Genomic DNA, 16,905 nt, shown 5'->3' with positions numbered 1-16,905 from the left:
GTGGTGCAGGCGCGGCGGGCGGCGGCAGGGGCCAGCCCGCCAGCAGGGGCGCCGCCGGAGGCTGGGCCACGGGCGCCGCCGAAGGCTGGGCCACGGGCTGCGCCAGCATGGCCAGGGGCGGCGGCGGCACGGGCTGGGGCGCGGGCTGCGCCGGGGCACCGCCCGGCAGGCCGGCCAGCAGCGTGGCCAGCGGCGTCACGGACGGCACCGAGGCGGGCGAGAAGGCCGGGGCGGCCGGCTGCGCCGCCACGCCTCCAGGCGTGGGCGCGAGGGGCGCCAGGATCTGCGACAGCGGCGAGGCCGGGGCCACCGCGGGACGGGCTGTGGGAAGCGCCAGGGCCGTGGCGAGCGGCAGCGCCGGAGACGGCACCGGAGACGCCACGGGCGCGTCCATCACGGCCGCCGCGCGGGGCGCGGCCGGGGCAGGCCCCGGCGCCACAACCTCCTGCGGCACCATACCCGCAGAGGTTGTGGCGGTTGCTTCGGCGGCGAAGCTGGCGAGAGCCTGGCGCAGGGAAGGAACAGGCGCATCAGGCTCCGCGCGGACGGGCTGATTGCCAAATGAGCGATACCGGATGCCAGGCGCCCGCAGCGCGGCCACAACCCTGGCGACATCGATGTCCTGACCCATACGCCGCCGAACTCCTTTAACGGGCAGTAGAATGCCTTCTTGGCCGCCCGCGCGAAACCTCCGATCTACCCCCCGGACTGTCTCTAAATTTTTTCTCTACGTCTTTTTTGGTTCTGATGCCGCCGTGAGCAATTTTAAGACGGAGGAATAGTAATCATCCCGCATCGAACTCGGCAATGGGGATTCCCGGCCGCGCAGCCCGGCCTGCCGCAGCACCATCGCGGCCAGGCTGCGGATGCCGGCGGAAGCGGGATAAGGGCCGATCCGATCATTCTGGAGATCGACCCAGGCGGGCCAATGCGCGTGCGACGGATCCCCCCAGAAGCGCGCGGCGGCCAGCACCGCGGGCTCCCCCGCCAGCCCCGCCCAGCACAGATACAGCGGCACCCGCACCGCATCGTAGGAGAAGCGCGCCGGCCAGCGCACCGGCAGGCTGATGGCGCCATCCGCGCGGTGCAGCTGCAGCCAGTCCGGCGGCAGGCCCCAGCGGCCGAAGCGCGCCCGGCGCAGCAGGCGCAGCCCATCCGCCGCCAGCGCCAGCCAGGCCGGGTCCGGCACCGCCCGCGCCAGCACCCCCAGCACCGGGAAGGCGTAGTAGGAGGGGTTGAGCACCACATGCTCGGCCTCCTCGAAGCCCTGCATGCCAGGCAGCAGCACGGTGCTGCCCGCCACCTGCCGCAGCAGCAGCCGCAGCACATCCCGCGCGATGGCGGCGCCGGCCTCGCTATAGGCGGCATCCTGCCAGCGCCGCCCGGCCAGCAGCAGCGCGGCGGCGGCGAAGAGATCGCCATCAGTGGCGTTGTTGCGGTCCGGCACCGGGTCCGCCGAGTCGGGCACGAAGCGCCAGGCCAGCAGGTGGTCCTGCGGCCGGAACAGCACCCGCCGCGTCCAGTTCCAGAGCAGGTCGAAGCTGGCCCGGTCCGCCGCGCGCTCGGCGCAGAACATGGCCCAGCCCTGCCCCTCGGAATGGGAGACGGCGCGGTTGCCGGTATCCACCACCCGCCCCTCGGGCAGCAGGAAACCCTGGCGGAACTGCGCCCAGCCGGCCAGCAGCGCGGCATCCGGCTCCGCACCGGGCTGCGGAATGCCGGACAGCGTGGCCGCCGCCGCACCACCGCCAGGACCAGCGCCGGCCAGCAGGGCGGAGGCCAGCCCCCGTTCCAGAAAATGGCGTCGGGCGAGGCAGCGCATGATGGCAGCGTGCCGCCCCGCCCCTTGCCCGAGGCTTGATGGCCGGTGCCTCAGCCGCCCACCCGGCCCCAGGCGCGCCCACCCTCCTGGGCCGGGCGCCACCAACACCGGCGGCAGCGCCCCGGCTTTTGCATCAAGCCTGCGGCATCCGGAGAGAGGTGTTTTATTTTTTGTGAAATTCTTCTTTTTCTGAAGAAAAAGAAACAAAAAGACTTTCTTTCAGGCTGCCGCGGACTCCCGGCACGGCGGGGCGCCATGCTGAAAAAAGTTTTTTGGTTCTTTTTTTCAAAAAAGAACGACCTTCAGCTTCTCTTCAACCAATCGTGCATCAGCGCCGCGCTGGCCCCGGGCTGCTCCATCGTCGGCAGATGCCCTGCCTGCGGGATGCGCGCCAGGACGGCCCCCGGAATGGCCGCCGCCATTTCCTCGGACAGTTCGGGCGGCGTCAGCACATCCTGTTCCCCCACCGCCACCAGGGTGGGCACGGCGATGCCGGGCAGCAGGGGGCGGGAATCGGGGCGGTGCAGGATGGCCATCTGCTGGCGCAGGAAAGCATCATGCCCGACACGGTCGGCCATCGCCCGCACCTCATGGCCGAGCGGGCCTTCCACCGCATCCGGGTGCAGCAGGCTGGGCAGCAGGCGCGGCGTGACGCCACGGAACTGCCCGCTGCGCGACAGCGCCATCAGCCCGCGCCGGCGCCGCGCCGCCTCCGGGCTGTCCGCCCGGGCGGAGGTGTCGAACAGGGCGAGATGCGTCACCCGCTCCGGCGCCAGCCGCAGGATCTCGAGCGCGGCATAGCCCCCCATCGACAGGCCGGCCAGGGCGAAGCGCGGCGGCGCCCCTTCCAGCGCGCGCAGCGCCATGCCGCGCAGCGTGTCATCCTGCGTCAGGTCGGCCACATGGCAGCGGGCCAGACCCGCAAGCGGCGGGATGATGTCGCGCCAGAGCCGGGCATCGCAGAGCAGGCCAGGCAGCAGCAGCAGGTCATGCGGCGGGGGGGCGGAAAGCTGGGGCATGAGGCCGGCTGTTACGCCTCCCCCCACCAGGCCGCAACGGGCGGGGCGCCGTGGCCGGCATCGCAACTGCCACGGGCGCATGCGGGGAAAACCTTGCCAATCCGGTGCGAGGGGCGCATATGCCCCAATCGCAGGCCGGCAGACGCGCCGCGCGGGTTTCGCGTGGCGGGCCGGCCCCTATCCCGCCGCCAGCCGGCGAAGGAACCGACTGCCCTTGAGCGATCAGCCTGACGTGACCGCGCCCCGCGTGGCCGAGACCGAGCTTTCCGATGCCATGACGCCCCCGGCCGAGACCTCCGCGCCGGAAGAGGCCGCGCCGCCGCGCCCCGTCTTCGAGGATCTGGGCCTCTCCGAGGCGCTGCTGCGCGGCGTCGCCGAGGCGGGCTATGTCCACCCCACCCCGATCCAGGAACAGGCCATCCCGGTCGTCCTGATGGGGCGCGACGTGCTGGGCTGCGCACAGACGGGCACCGGCAAGACCGCCAGCTTCGTGCTGCCGATGATGGACATCCTGGCCGGCTCCCGCGCCAAGGCCCGCATGCCGCGCAGCCTGATCCTGGAGCCGACGCGCGAACTCGCGCTCCAGGTCGCCGAGAACTTCGTGAAGTATGGCCAGCACATGAAGCTGAACCATGCTCTGCTGATCGGCGGCGAGAGCATGGCGGACCAGACCGAGGCGCTGAACCAGGGCGTCGATGTGCTGATCGCCACCCCCGGCCGCCTGCTCGACCTGTTCGAGCGCGGGCGGGTGATGCTGGCGGACTGCAAGGTCCTCGTCATCGACGAGGCGGACCGCATGCTGGACATGGGCTTCATCCCCGATGTCGAGCGCATCGTCTCCCTGCTGCCGCCGCTGCGCCAGACGCTGTTCTTCAGCGCCACCATGGCGCCGGAAATCCGCAAGCTGGCCGATGCCTTCCTCTCCAACCCGAAGGAGATCACGGTGGCGCCGCCGGCCTCGGTGGCGACCACCATCACCACCGGGCTGGCCTATGTGCAGCACCATGACAAGCGCGAGGCGCTGCGCCGGCTGATCCGCAGCCAGGACGTCCAGAACGCGCTGATCTTCTGCAACCGCAAGCGCGATGTGGACATCCTCCACAAGAGCCTGACGAAGCACGGCTTCAAGGCCGGCGCCCTGCATGGTGACCTGCCGCAGTCGGTGCGCTTCCAGACGCTGGAGAAGTTCAAGGCGGGCGAGCTCCAGCTCCTCGTCTGCTCCGACGTCGCGGCGCGCGGCATCGACATTGGCGGGCTGAGCCACGTCTTCAATTTCGACGTGCCCTTCCGCGATGAGGATTATGTCCACCGCATCGGCCGCACCGGGCGCGCCGGGCGCGAGGGCCATGCCTACACCATCGCCACCGCCGATGACGTGAAGCTCGTCTCCGCCATCGAGGGGCTGACCGGCAAGCCCATCCCGCGCATCGAGATCGCCGGGCTGGACGTGGTGAGCGCCGAGGAACTGGCCGAGGCTGCCGCCTCGCCCAAGGGTGGCCGTGGCCGCCACCGGCCGGAGCCCGCCAAGGGTGGGCGTGGTCGCGATGGGGGCCGTGATGGCGGGCGCGACGGGGGCCGCGATGGCCGCCGGGACGAAGGCCGCCGGGATGACAGCCGGCGCGAGGGCAAGGAAGTCGCCCGCCGTGGCCTCAACAAGAGCCGCGACCGCGACGAGGCGCCGCGCGAAGCCCCGCGCGACGCGCCCTTCCGCGAGGCCCCCCTCCGTGAAGAGCGCCGCGCCGAGGCGGAGGAGAGCCGCCCGCCGCGGGAGGAGCGCCCGCGCCGCGAATATCGCGACGAGGCCCGCCCGCCGCGTGAGGACCGCCCCCGCCGCGAATACCGCGAGGACCGGCGTGACGACCGCCGCCGCGAGCGCGAGGATCTGGGCCCGCCGGTGCTGGGCTTCGGCGATGCCATCCCGGCCTTCATGCTGATCCCGATTCCCCGCCCGCAGCGCGATACCGCGCCCGCCGATTCGGCCGCCACGGTGCCCGAGAACGGCGCCGAGGCCGCCTGAGGCCGCTTCCCCGCCCCGTCCAGCACGGGGCGGGGCACTTCCGCGCGCCATGCGCCCCATGGCCGCGCCCATGGACAAGAAATTGCCCGCCGGAGCCATCCGCGCCAATCTCCGCGCCTGACCCTCAGCCGCCGAGTCGGCGCCCGCCCCGGATGGGTGCCCGCAGGAGAGAAACGCGATGAACGCCGTGACCCCGCCCGCCAAGCCGTCCTTCGTCTGGGAAGACGCGCTGCTGCTGGAGGACCAGCTCACCGAAGATGAGCGCATGATCCGCGACGCGGCGCATCAGTACTGCCAGGAAAAGCTCTTCCCCCGCGTCCTCGAAGCCAACCGGCATGAGATCTTCCACCGGGAGATCATGAACGAGTTCGGCGAGATGGGCTTCCTCGGCGCCACGCTCGACAGCCATGGCTGCGCCGGCGTCAACTACGTCTCCTACGGCCTCATCGCGCGTGAGGTGGAGCGTGTCGATTCCGGCTATCGCTCCGCCTTCTCGGTGCAGTCCTCCCTCGCCATGTTCCCGATCTGGGCCTATGGCACGGCCGCGCTGAAGGACCGCCTGCTGCCGGGCATGCAGAAGGGCCAGCTCGTCGGCTGCTTCGGCCTGACCGAGCCGGATGCCGGCTCCGACCCCGCCTCCATGCGCACCCGCGCCCGCAAGGTGGATGGCGGCTACCTGGTTTCCGGCTCCAAGACCTGGATCACCAATTCCCCGATCGCCGATGTCTTCGTCGTCTGGGCGAAGGACGATGCCGGCGATGTGCGCGGCTTCGTGCTTGAGAAGGGCATGAAGGGCCTGACCGCGCCGAAGATCGAGGGCAAGTTTTCCCTCCGCGCTTCCATCACCGGCATGATCATGATGGAGGAGGTGTTTGTTCCCGAGGAGAACAGGCTGGATGTGAAGGGGCTGAAGGGTCCGTTCTCCTGCCTCAACCGCGCGCGTTATGGCATTGCCTGGGGCGCGCTCGGCGCCGCCGAGTTCTGCTGGCATGCCGCCCGCTCCTACACCATGGAGCGCAAGATGTTCGGCCGCCCGCTGGCCAACACCCAGCTGATCCAGAAGAAGCTGGCCGACATGCAGACCGAGATCACCCTTGGCCTGCAATCCGTGCTGCGCCTCGGCCGCCTTTTCGACGAGCACCGCGTGGCGCCGGAGATGATCAGCCTCTGCAAGCGCAATTCCTGCGGCAAGGCGCTCGACATCGCCCGTGTCGCCCGCGACATGCATGGCGGCAACGGCATCGCCGATGAGTACCATGTCATCCGCCACGTCATGAATCTGGAGGCGGTGAACACCTATGAAGGCACGCATGACGTGCACGCGCTGATCCTCGGCCGCGCGCAGACCGGGCTGAACGCCTTCGGCAGCTAATTTTTTTCAGCTTGGCGTCCCGCTTCAGGCCTGAGGCGGGACGCCAACCGGAAAAAGTTTTTTGGTTCTTTTTTTCAAAAAAGAACCCCTCCCTTCTCCCCTGAATTTTCCTAGCCTGGGCCTCCCTTGCCGCCCGGGTCTCTCCATGCCTCGCTGCCTTCTCCTGCTGCTGGCCGCCCTGCTGGCCGCCTGTGCCGCGCCTGCCGAATACTCCTCCGCCGAGACCGTGCCGCAGAGCGTCCAGGGCGATGGCCCGGTGCAGATCCCGCCCGTGCCGGTGGCGGGTGCGCGCACCGCACCGCAGCCCCTGCCCGGCTGGCTGCGCCTGCCGCCCGGGCCTGGGCCGCACCCTGTGGTCATCCTGCTGCATGGCTGTGGCGGGCTTGGCTCCAACCAGACCCTTTGGGCGAAGCGCCTGCTGGAATGGGGCTATGGCAGCCTGACGGTGGACAGCCTGAAGCCGCGCGGCACCGGCAGCGTCTGCCCGCCTGACAAACAGCCGCTGGTGACGCGCTTCGACCGCGCGGGGGATGCCATCGCCGCCGCGCGCTGGCTGGCGGCGGTGCCGCGGGTGGATGCCGGGCGCATTGGCGTTCTCGGCAATTCGCATGGCGGCGCCACCGCCGCCACCCTGGCCCTGCGCGAGTTCGAGGCGCAGTCCGGCGGCCTGATCCGCGCGGTGGTGAATTATTACGGCCCCTGCCGCGAGCCGGCGCGGCAGGGCGATATCCCCATGCTCGCCCTGGCCGGGGAGGATGACGACTGGAGCTACCCCGCCCGCACCTGCCGCAGCTTCCAGTCCACGCTTGTCGGCCGGAAGGACGTGACGGTGCAGACCTATCCTGGCGTGGTGCACAGCTTCGACAACCCGACCCTGACGCAGCGCCGCAGCTCGGAAGGCCACGCCATGCAGTATGACGCCGCCGCCGCCGAGGATAGTTTCCGGCGCGTCCGCGCCTTCCTTGCCCGCAGCCTGGCCCCGCGCTGAGGCTTGACGCGCCCCCCTGCGAGCGGCCATCTGCCGGCAGGTCCAGGAAACCCGGTTTCCTGGTGGGGGGTCCAAGGGGGGCAAAGCCCCCCTTGCCTCTTCTTTTCTCAAGGAATCTCTTCCCGTGCAGGTAACGATCGAGGCGCTGGGCGCCGCCGGCGATGGCGTGGCGACGGCGCCGGATGGCGGGCGGCTTTACATCCCGGGCGTCCTCCCGGGTGAGGTGGTCCGCCCGGATGGCCCCGTGGTGCTGACCCCGAGCCCCGACCGGGTCGCCCCCGCCTGCCCGCATTTCGGCCCCTGCGGCGGCTGCGCGCTGCAACACTGGTCCCTGGCCCCCTATGCCGCCTGGAAGCGCGACCGTCTGGCCGAGGCGCTTTCCCGCGCCGGCTTCCACGGCGCCCCGGTGGAGGAGACCCGCACCACCCCCGCCGATACCCGCCGCCGGGCGGATCTGGCGCTGCGCCGGCGGCCGGATGGCAGCGTCATCCTGGGCTTCCACGCGCGCGGCGGCGCGGCGGTGGAGGATCTGACGCGCTGCGCCGTGCTGGACCCGGCGCTGGTGGCGCTGTTCGACCCGCTGCGGGCGCTGCTGCGCGGCCTGCCGGCCTTCCGGCGGGAGGGCTCGGCCGTGCTGAACCTGCTGGAGAGCGGGCCGGACCTGCTGCTGCGGCTGGATGGCACCCCCGGCACGCAGGAGCGCGCCACGCTGGCCGCCTTCGCCGCGCGGCATGGCCTGCCGCGCATCGCCGGCGGGCCGCTGAAGGGCCAGGCCACCGAGACGCTGGCGCAGCTTGGCCCCGTCTCCCTCCGCTTCGCCGGGGTGAGCGTGGCGCCGCCGCCGGGCGCCTTCCTCCAGGCCACGCCGCAGGGGGAGGCCGCCATCATCGCCGCCGTGCTGGAGGGCCTGCCGAAGCTGACGGGCAAGGCCCGCATCGCCGAGCTGCATGCCGGGCTTGGCACCCTCTCCTTCCCGCTGGCGGAGAAGGCGCGGGTGGTGGCCTTCGAGGGCGCGGCGGAGGCCGTGGCGGCGCTGGACGCGGCGGCGCGCAAGGCGGGCGGGCGCGTCACCGCCACGCGGCGCGACCTCGTGCGCCAGCCCCTGGCGGTGAAGGAGCTGGAGGGCTACGCCGCCCTGGTGCTGGACCCGCCCTTCGCCGGCGCCGCTGAGCAGATGCCGGCCCTGGCGAAAAGCACGCTCTCCCGCATCATCTATGTCTCCTGCAACCCGGTGGCGCTGGCGCGGGATGCGAAGCTGCTGCACGCCGCCGGCTTCCGCGTGGCGCGGGCGACGCCGATCGACCAGTTCCTGTGGTCCACGCAGCTGGAGGCGGTGGTGGTCTTCGCGCGCGGGAAATAGCGCCGCGCGCGCGGAAGAACCGGCCAGGACGCTTGACCGGAGCGGCAGAGCCCCCACCCTCTGCACGGCGCAGCCCCGCGCCCAAGGGAGGGATGAGGATGAGCTTCGACCGACGCACCCTGTTCACCGCCAGCGCCGCCGCCGCGCTGGCCCCGGCGCTGCCGGCCCTAGCCCAGAATCAGGCCCAGGGCGCAGCCGCGCCCTCCCCCGCCACGCCATTCCAGGCGCCGGGCTTCTACCGCTTCCGCCTCGGCGGGCGGGTGGTGACGGTGGTGAATGACGGCTTCGGCCGCCGCCCCAACCCGGCCCAGGGCTTCGTCCGCAACGCCGAGCCCGCCGCCGTGGAGGCCGCCCTGCGCGGCGCCTTCATGCCCACCGCGCATCTGGACATCCCCTACACCGTCACCGTGCTGGAGACGCCGCAGGGGCTGGTGCTGTTCGACACCGGCACGGGCGGGCAGCTCGGCGCCACGGCGGGCAATATCCCCGCCAATCTCCGCGCCGCCGGTCTGGCGCCGGAGCAGGTGACGCTGATCGTCATGACGCATTTCCACGGCGACCACATCACCGGCCTGACCGATGCCGAGGGCAAGCCCGTCTTCGCCAATGCCGAGATCGTGGTGCCGGAACCGGAATGGGCCTTCTGGATGGATGAGGGCGAGGCCAGCCGCGCGCCGGAGGCCATGAAGGGGGCCTTCGCCAATGTGCGCCGCCGCTTCGCGCCCTATCAGGCGCGGATCCGCCGCATCGCGCCGGGGGCGGAGGTGGCGCCGGGCATCCGTTCCATCGCCACCTTCGGGCACACGCCGGGGCATACCAGCTACCTCCTGGCCGATGGCGATGCGCAGGTGATGATCCTGGGCGATGTCACCAATCATCCGACCTTCAACCTGGAGAATCCGGGCTGGCACCTGATCTTCGACATGGATGCCCCGATGGCCGAGGCCACCCGGCGCCGGCTGTTCGACCAGGTGGCGACGGACCGGGTGCGCTGCGTCGGGTATCACTTCCCCTTCCCGGCCAATGGCCATGTCGTGAAGGAAGGCAGCGGCTACCGGCTGGTGCCGGCGCCCTGGAGCAGCGCCATCTGAACGCGGCGGGGAGGCGCCGCCTCCCCGCACCCCTCCGCCGGGGGGACAGGGTCCCCCCATATCTCCTTTGGGGACCCCGCCATCAGGAGGCTGACGGGTTCAGGCGGCGTTAAGCAGGGGCTGGGAAGGATGCGGCGCCTTCCTTTCGGAGCCTTGCCGATGACCCAGCTTTCGCGCCGCCACCTGGGCGGGATGTTCTGCGCCGCCTGCGCCGCGGTGGCGCTCGCCCCCTTCCGCCCGGCCCGCGCCGCCGGTGGCCTGCCAAAGACCGAGCTGACCCCGGCCCAGGCCCTGGCGCGGCTGCAGGAGGGCAACCGCCGCTTCGTCGCCGATGACGCCACCCGCCCCGATATTTCCGCCGCGCGCCGCCACGCCCTGAGCGGCGGGCAGGCGCCCTTCGCCGCCATCCTCGGCTGCGCCGACAGCCGCGTCTCGCCCGAACTGACCTTCTCCGCCGGGCTGGGCGAGGTCTTCGTCACCCGCGTGGCGGGCAATACCCTCTCCCCCACCGGGCTGGGCAGCCTGGAATATTCGGTGCTGGCGCTGGGCGTGCCGCTGGTGGTGGTGCTGGGCCACGCCAAATGCGGCGCCGTCGGCGCGGCGCTGGAAGTGGCGGAGAAGGGCGCCGCCCTGCCCGGCGCGCTGGAGCCGATGGTGGACCCCATCCTGGCCGCCGTGCCCGAGGCCCGCGCCGCCGGGGGCGACCTGTTGGACCAGACGGTGCGCGCCCATGCCCGCCGCACCGCCAGGCGCCTGCGCGAGGGGGAATCCAGCCTCGCGCCGCTGGTGAAGGATGGCAAACTGCGCGTCGCCGCCGCCTATTACAATCTGGAGGACGGCAAGGTGGAGTGGCTGGAGGGCTGAAGCCTTGAGGGGGCTTTGCCCCCTCAACCCCCAGCAGGGGACAGGGTCCCCTGCACCCGCCTTCCGTTGGGTTTCCAAAGGCCTCAGGCCTTTGGTGGCTGCAAGGCGCTGCCTTGCAGGGCTGAGAGGGGCAAAGCCCCTCTCAGGACAACGCGAACAGCCGCTCAGACGTGGAAGCTCTCGCCGCAGCCGCAGCGGCCCTTCTCATTGGGGTTGGTGAAGGTGAAGCCGGCGGACATCGCCTTCACCTCGTAATCCATGATGGTGCCGATCAGGAACAGCGTCGCCTTGCGGTCCACCAGCACGGTGAGGCCCTTGTCGGTGATCACCTCGTCGCTCGGCGCCGGGCTGTCGGTCCAGCTCAGGTCATAGGCCATGCCGGAGCAGCCCTTGGTCTTGACGGCGATGCGCAGCAGCCGGCCTTCCTGGCCGCCGGCATAGAGGGCGCGCAGCCGCTCCGCCGCCGCATCGGACAGTTGCATCAGCGGCGGCAGGGCACGGGCGGCACGCGGGGCAGTCGTGGTGCTCATGCGATCCTCCGGGGTTCAGAACATATTGAGGGCCAGCCGGGCATCCTCGCTCATGCGCGAGGGGTCCCAGGGCGGGTCCCAGACGATTTCCACCGCCACATCCTTCACCCCGGGCAGGGCGCGGATGGCCTCCTCCACCTGCCCCGGCAGCTCCTGGGCCGAGGGGCAGGAAGGGGTGGTGAGCGTCATTTCCACCTTCACCGCCCCCGCCTCGCCCAGTTCCAGCGCATAGACGAGGCCAAGCTCGTAGATGTTCACCGGGATCTCAGGGTCGTAGACGGTGGCGATGGCGCCGATCACCGCATCCTCGGAGAGGCGCGGCGCGGTCTCGCCCTCCGGCGTCCATGCCCCATGGGGGGCGCCATGGGGGGCAGCCCCAGCGGCGGCGGGTGCCTCGGTGGTGGTGCCGTCACTCACTGCTCGCCTCCTTGCCATTGCCATCCAGCGCGGCCACCAGCGTGTGCCAGGCGAGCGTCGCGCATTTCACCCGGCTCGGGAACTCGGCGACGCCACCCAGGACCTGGAGGCGCTCCATCTCCTCCTCCAGGCTGGCGCCGCATTCGGGGCACTGGCCGGTCATCGCCAGTTCGCGGAACTTGCCGGCCAGTTCGCGCGCCTCGTCCGGGGTCTTGCCGCGCACCGTCTCCGTCATCAGGCTGGCGCTGGCCATGGAGATGGCGCAGCCCTTGCCCTGGAAGGCGATATCGGCCAGCCGCCCGTCCGGGGCCAGCTTGACCCAAAGCTGCATGCGGTCGCCGCACATCGGGTTGTCGCCGCGGCCCTCGCGGTCGGCCTCCTCCAGCCGGCGGAAGTTCCGCGGCTTGCGGCCATGGTCCAGGATGACTTCCTGGTAGAGATCGCGCAGATCGTCGAACATCAGCGGAAGAACTCCCGCGCCTTGCCCAGCGCCTCGGCGAGGTAATCCACCTCGTCCTCCGTGGTGTAGAGGCCGAAGGAGGCGCGGCAGGTGCTCTCCACGTTAAATCGGGCGTGCAGCGGCTCGGCGCAATGGCGGCCCGAGCGCACGGCGATGCCGACGCGGTCCAGCAATGTCGCCAGGTCATGGGCATGCGCGTTGTCGAGCGCGAAGGCGAAGACGCCGCCGCGATCCTGCGCCCGGCCGAGCAGCCTCAGCCCCTCGATGGGGGCGAGGCGCGCCATGGCATGGTCCACCAGCCGGCGCTCATGCGCCTCGATGGCGGGCATGCCGATGGCCTGCACATAGTCGATGGCGGCGTGCAGCCCGATGGCCTCGACGATCGGCGGCGTGCCCGCCTCGAACTTCGCCGGCACGGGCGCCGGAAGGAAGCCCTCCAGCGTCACCTCGCTGATCATGTCGCCACCGCCGAGGAAGGGCGGCATCTGCTCCAACAGGCCGAGGCGCGCCCAGAGCACGCCGATGCCGGTGGGGCCATAGAGCTTGTGGCCGGTGAAGACGTAGAAATCACAGCCCAGCGCCTGCACATCGACACGGCGGTGCACGGCGGCCTGCGAGCCGTCGAGCAGCAGCTTCGCCCCATGCGCATGGGCGAGATGGGCGAGGCGCTCCGCCGGCGTCACCGTGCCCAGCACGTTGGACATGTGGGTGACGGCGAAGAGCCCCACCCGCCCATCGGCCAGCTTGGCCTCGACATCGGCGAGGTCGAGTTCCCCCGCCTCGGTGACGCGCGCCACGCGCAGCTCGATGCCCTGCGCGGCCTTGAGCATCTGCCAGGGCACGAGGTTGGCGTGGTGCTCCATCTCGGAGACCAGCACCGCCTGCCCCGGCTTCAGCACGCCGCGCCCGTAGCTGTGCGCCACGAGGTTGATGGCGGCGGTGGAGGAGCCGGTGAAGACGATCTCCCGCTCGCTCGCCGCGTTGAGGAAGCCGGCGACGGCGCGGCGCGCCGCCTCATAGGCCTCGGTCGCGCTCTCGGAGAGGAAATAGGCGCCGCGATGCACATTGGCATAGCGGCTTTCCAGCATGCGCGTCATCGCCTCGATGACGGCACGCGGCTTCTGGGCGGAGGCGCCGGAGTCGAGGAAGACGAGATCCTTGCCCCGCACCTTCTGCGACAGGATCGGGAAATCCTGGCGGATGCGGGCGACATCGAAGCCACCCGCCGCCTCGCTGCCAGCCCCCACGCTGGCCGCGGCCGCGCTGGCCGCGACCGCCGGCGCTTCCGCCGCGCCGCTCACGCCACCTTCTCCCACCAGCCGGCCACGGCCTCGGCGAGGGCGGCGCGCGCCGTCTCATCCGCCACCGCCTCGACGGCTTCCTGGAGGAAGGCCTCGATCAGCATGGCGCGGGCCGCCGCCTCGGGGATGCCGCGGGCGCGCAGGTAGAAAAGCTGCGTCTCGTCCAGCGCGCCCACCGTGGCGCCGTGGCTGCACTTCACGTCGTCGGCGTAGATTTCCAGCTGCGGCTTGCTGTCGATCTCCGCCTGGTCGGAGAGCAGCAGGGCCTGGTTCATCTGGTAGCCATCGGTGCGCTGGGCGACCTGATGGACATGGATCTTGCCCTGGAAGACGCCGCGCGACTTGCCGGAGAGCACCGTCTTCACCGTCTGGCGGCTCGGGCAATCCGGCGCCGCGTGGTCGAGGAAGGTGGTGCAGTCGCCATGCTGGCCATCGGCCAGCAGCTGCGCGCCGTTCAGATGCGCCGCGGCGCGCGGCCCGGCCAGCACCACATGCGCCTCCGAGCGCGCGAGCTTCGCCCCGGCATGCAGCAGGAAGCTGTCATAGGTGCCGCCCGCCGCCACGCGGGCGAAGGTGGTGGCGAGGTGGAGGCTCGCCGCCGCCTCCTGCTGGAGCCGGGCATGGGTGACATGCGCGCCGGCACCGACGGAGAATTCCCAAACGGGGCTGTGCAGGGCGCGGCTGCCGCCATGGCCCCAGGCGCGCTCGATCAGCACCAGCTTCGCGCCCTCGGCCAGGCGGACGAGGTGGCGCGGATGCACGGCCACCGGCCGCTCCGCCAGGGTCACGGAGAGGATCTCGACCACCCCGCCATCCTCGCCGGGGCCGAGGTCGATCAGCGCGCCATCCTCGAACAGGGCGGTGTTCAGCGCGGCGAGCGGCACGTCGTCGATGCGGGCGACGCTGCCGAGCAGCCCTTCCGCCGCCGGCAGATGCGCGGCGAGGCTCCGCACCGGCGCGCCGGCATCGGAGAGATCGGCGCGGTAGCGGCCATCGACGAAGACGACGCGCTTCGGCGCCGCCGCGCGCGGCAGGGCCAGCGCGCCATCGACCGCGGTCAGCGGCTCCTCGAAGGCGGCCTGCGCCACGGGGGCGAGGTCGGTGTATTTCCACGCCTCGACCCGGCGCGTCGGCAGGCCCTGGGCGCGGAAGGCGGCGATGCCGCGCTCGCGCAGCGCCGCGAGCCAGGGCAGGCCCTGCCCCGGCAGCCGGGCGCGCAGCCCCTCATAGCGGTGCAGGAAGCCCGCGGCCCCCGTCTGGACCGCCGTCTGGACCATGGCGGCGCTCATGCGGCCTGCACCGCGGTATAGCCGGTGGCCTCCAGCTGCTTCGCCAGCTCCGGCCCGCCGCTCTGCACGATGCGGCCATCCATCAGCACATGCACCCTGTCCGGCACGATATAGTCGAGCAGGCGCTGGTAATGGGTGATGACGAGGGAGGAGAAGCCCGGCCCGCGCATGGCGTTCACGCCATCGGCCACGATGCGCAGCGCGTCGATGTCGAGGCCGGAATCCGTCTCGTCGAGAATGGCGAGGCTGGGGTTCAGCAGCGCCATCTGCAGCACCTCGTTGCGCTTCTTCTCGCCGCCGGAGAAGCCGACATTGACGCCGCGCTTCAGCATGTCCTCCGGCATGGAGAGCGCCTTCATGCGGGTGCGCGCCAGCTTGAGGAACTGCATGGCATCCAGCTCCGCCTCGCCCTTGGAGCGGCGGATGGCGTTCAGCGCGGTGCGCAGGAAATTGGCGTTGCCGACGCCCGGCAGCTCGACCGGATACTGGAAGGCGAGGAAGAGGCCGGCCGCCGCGCGCTCCTCCGGCTCCATGGCCAGCAGGTCCTGGCCGTGGAAGGTGACGCTGCCGCCGGTGACCTCATAGCCCTCGCGCCCCGCCAGCAGGTAGGAGAGGGTGGACTTGCCGGCCCCGTTCGGCCCCATGATGGCGTGGATCTCGCCGGCGGGGAGTTCCAGGTCGATCCCCTTCAGGATCGGCTTGCCCTCGACCTCGGCGCACAGACCTTCGATCTTCAGCATCTTCGTATTCCAGTTCCGTCCTCGGTGGGCGGCAGGGGGCCGCCCTTCTGGCAGTCGGCGCGGGGGCGCCGGAATCTCGTCTCGCGGATCTCGCCGGGTGGCGGGGGGGAGGGCTGAGGCGGGCCTCAGCCGACCGAGCCTTCCAGGCTGATCTGCAGCAGCTTCTGCGCCTCGACGGCGAATTCCATCGGCAGCTCCTTCAGCACCTCGCGGCAGAAGCCGTTGACGATGAGGCCCACCGCATCCTCCTCCGAGAGGCCGCGCTGGCGGCAGTAGAAGAGCTGGTCCTCGGCGATGCGGCTGGTCGTCGCCTCGTGCTCCACCTTGGCCGTCATGCAGCGGTTCTCGATGTAGGGCACGGTATGGGCGCCGCACTGGTCGCCGATCAGCAGGCTGTCGCACTGGGTGAAGTTGCGCGCGCCGCTGGCCTTCGGGCTGATCTTCACCAGGCCGCGATAGGTGTTCTGGCCGAAGCCGGCGCTGATGCCCTTCGACACGATGGTCGAGCGGGTGTTGCGGCCGATATGGAACATCTTCGTCCCCGTATCGGCCTGCTGGCGGTTGTTGGTGATGGCGACGCTGTAGAACTCGCCCACCGAATCATCGCCCTGGAGGATGCAGGAGGGGTATTTCCAGGTGATCGAGGAGCCGGTCTCCACCTGCGTCCAGGAGATCTTGGAGCGGCGGCCGCGGCAGGCGCCGCGCTTGGTGACGAAGTTGTAGATGCCACCCTTGCCGTTCTCGTCGCCCGGGTACCAGTTCTGCACCGTGCTGTACTTGATGCTGGCATCGTCGAGCGCGACCAGCTCGACCACGGCGGCGTGCAGCTGGTTCTCGTCGCGCATCGGCGCGGTGCAGCCCTCCAGGTAGGAGACGCTGGCGCCCTCATCGGCGATGATCAGCGTGCGCTCGAACTGGCCGGTGCTCTTGGCGTTGATGCGGAAATAGGTGGACAGCTCCATCGGGCATTTCACGCCCTTCGGGATGTAGACGAAGCTGCCATCGGTGAAGACCGCGCTGTTCAGCGCGGCGAAGAAATTGTCGCCCTGCGGCACCACGCTGCCGAGATACTGGCGCACCAGCTCCGCGTGCTCGCGCACCGCCTCGGAGATGGAGCAGAAGATGATGCCCTCCTTCGCCAGCCGCTCCTTGTAGGAGGTGGCGACGGAGACGCTGTCGAACACGGCATCGACGGCCACCGGCATGCGCCCGCCCTCGGCCGGGGTCTCCCCCGCGCCCTCGACGCCGGCCAGGATGGCCTGTTCCTTCAGCGGGATGCCGAGCTTCTCATAGGTGCGCAGCAGCTCGGGATCGACCTCGTCGAGCGACTTCGGCTTCACCGTCTGCTTCGGCGCCGCGTAGTAATAGGCATCCTGGTAGTCGATCGGCGGATAGGAGACGGCGGGCCAGCGCGGCTCCTCCATCGTCTTCCACAGGGCGAAGGCCTTCAGCCGCCACTCCAGGAGCCATGCCGGCTCCTCCTTCTTCGCGCTGATGAAGCGGACGATGTCCTCGTTCAGCCCCTTGGGGGCGAACTCCATGTCGATCTCGGTCTCGAACCCGTACTTGTAGGTTCCCTGGGTGACCGACTGGACGGCGTCGATGGTCTCGGTGACGGCAGGCATGGTGGTGATC

At 70.8% G+C, this 16,905-nt stretch carries 15 protein-coding genes and 1 pseudogene; 6 read left to right on the top strand and 10 right to left on the bottom strand.

Going from position 1 to position 16,905, the window contains the following annotated elements:
• The 3 genes and pseudogenes from NON00_RS17925 to NON00_RS17915 form a co-directional block, all read right to left on the bottom strand.
• Positions 1 to 394 (bottom strand): annotated as a pseudogene (locus NON00_RS17925) (hypothetical protein); the annotation flags it as partial.
• Positions 395 to 727: 333 nt separating this feature from the next.
• On the bottom strand, positions 728 to 1,822 hold the full coding sequence (locus NON00_RS17920) for a glycosyl hydrolase family 8 (RefSeq protein ID WP_256023841.1): 1,095 nt from the start codon (positions 1,820 to 1,822) through the stop codon (positions 728 to 730).
• Between the two features lie 302 nt (positions 1,823 to 2,124).
• Positions 2,125 to 2,841 (bottom strand): alpha/beta fold hydrolase, encoded by a 717-nt coding sequence (locus tag NON00_RS17915; RefSeq protein WP_370688733.1) that lies wholly within the window; start codon positions 2,839 to 2,841, stop codon positions 2,125 to 2,127.
• A gap of 274 nt (positions 2,842 to 3,115) precedes the next feature.
• Between NON00_RS17915 and NON00_RS17910 the strand changes: the two genes are divergently transcribed.
• The 6 genes from NON00_RS17910 (at position 3,116) to NON00_RS17885 (ending at position 10,533) form a co-directional block, all read left to right on the top strand.
• On the top strand, positions 3,116 to 4,858 hold the full coding sequence (locus tag NON00_RS17910) for a DEAD/DEAH box helicase (protein ID WP_256023848.1): 1,743 nt from the start codon (positions 3,116 to 3,118) through the stop codon (positions 4,856 to 4,858).
• A 178-nt stretch (positions 4,859 to 5,036) separates the two neighbouring features.
• Positions 5,037 to 6,230 carry an acyl-CoA dehydrogenase gene (locus tag NON00_RS17905; protein ID WP_256023839.1) on the top strand — a complete coding sequence of 398 codons (1,194 nt, stop codon included), beginning with the start codon at positions 5,037 to 5,039 and terminating at the stop codon, positions 6,228 to 6,230.
• 145 nt (positions 6,231 to 6,375) lie between these two features.
• Positions 6,376 to 7,218 carry a dienelactone hydrolase family protein gene (locus tag NON00_RS17900; protein WP_256023837.1) on the top strand — a complete coding sequence of 281 codons (843 nt, stop codon included), beginning with the start codon at positions 6,376 to 6,378 and terminating at the stop codon, positions 7,216 to 7,218.
• Between the two features lie 124 nt (positions 7,219 to 7,342).
• Positions 7,343 to 8,578 carry a class I SAM-dependent RNA methyltransferase gene (locus NON00_RS17895; RefSeq protein WP_256023834.1) on the top strand — a complete coding sequence of 412 codons (1,236 nt, stop codon included), beginning with the start codon at positions 7,343 to 7,345 and terminating at the stop codon, positions 8,576 to 8,578.
• Positions 8,579 to 8,676: 98 nt separating this feature from the next.
• Complete coding sequence (locus tag NON00_RS17890) at positions 8,677 to 9,669, top strand: MBL fold metallo-hydrolase (RefSeq protein ID WP_256023831.1); 993 nt, start codon at positions 8,677 to 8,679, stop codon at positions 9,667 to 9,669.
• Positions 9,670 to 9,828: 159 nt separating this feature from the next.
• Positions 9,829 to 10,533, top strand: coding sequence for a carbonic anhydrase (locus NON00_RS17885; RefSeq protein ID WP_256023829.1), 705 nt, complete (start codon positions 9,829 to 9,831; stop codon positions 10,531 to 10,533).
• Between the two features lie 164 nt (positions 10,534 to 10,697).
• Here the strand turns inward: NON00_RS17885 and NON00_RS17880 are convergent, their stop codons facing one another.
• From NON00_RS17880 to sufB, 7 genes are all read right to left on the bottom strand, one after another.
• Entirely contained in the window at positions 10,698 to 11,063 is a 366-nt protein-coding gene (locus NON00_RS17880; protein ID WP_256023826.1) for an iron-sulfur cluster assembly accessory protein, read from the bottom strand.
• 15 nt (positions 11,064 to 11,078) lie between these two features.
• Complete coding sequence (locus tag NON00_RS17875) at positions 11,079 to 11,480, bottom strand: SUF system Fe-S cluster assembly protein (protein WP_256023824.1); 402 nt, start codon at positions 11,478 to 11,480, stop codon at positions 11,079 to 11,081.
• On the bottom strand, positions 11,473 to 11,940 hold the full coding sequence (gene sufU, locus NON00_RS17870) for a Fe-S cluster assembly sulfur transfer protein SufU (protein WP_256023821.1): 468 nt from the start codon (positions 11,938 to 11,940) through the stop codon (positions 11,473 to 11,475). Before sufU ends, NON00_RS17875 begins: the two co-directional genes overlap by 8 nt.
• The gene (locus NON00_RS17865) at positions 11,940 to 13,187 is read right to left on the bottom strand and encodes a SufS family cysteine desulfurase (RefSeq protein ID WP_256023845.1); all 1,248 of its coding nucleotides are present in this window, start codon (positions 13,185 to 13,187) and stop codon (positions 11,940 to 11,942) included. Before NON00_RS17865 ends, sufU begins: the two co-directional genes overlap by 1 nt.
• Before the next feature lie 50 nt (positions 13,188 to 13,237).
• On the bottom strand, positions 13,238 to 14,530 hold the full coding sequence (gene sufD / locus NON00_RS17860; RefSeq protein WP_256023818.1) for a Fe-S cluster assembly protein SufD: 1,293 nt from the start codon (positions 14,528 to 14,530) through the stop codon (positions 13,238 to 13,240).
• Positions 14,527 to 15,270, bottom strand: coding sequence for a Fe-S cluster assembly ATPase SufC (gene sufC, locus NON00_RS17855; RefSeq protein WP_256023815.1), 744 nt, complete (start codon positions 15,268 to 15,270; stop codon positions 14,527 to 14,529). Before sufC ends, sufD begins: the two co-directional genes overlap by 4 nt.
• A 125-nt stretch (positions 15,271 to 15,395) precedes the next feature.
• Positions 15,396 to 16,895, bottom strand: coding sequence for a Fe-S cluster assembly protein SufB (gene sufB, locus NON00_RS17850; RefSeq protein ID WP_256023813.1), 1,500 nt, complete (start codon positions 16,893 to 16,895; stop codon positions 15,396 to 15,398).
• Positions 16,896 to 16,905 lie beyond the last annotated feature (10 nt).

The organism is Roseomonas sp. GC11 (genome assembly GCF_024437745.1).
Classification (GTDB): Bacteria; Pseudomonadota; Alphaproteobacteria; order Acetobacterales; family Acetobacteraceae; genus Pseudoroseomonas.
The sequence above is the reverse complement of the archived record's forward strand: the minus strand, read 5'-3'. Positions and strand labels throughout refer to the sequence as shown.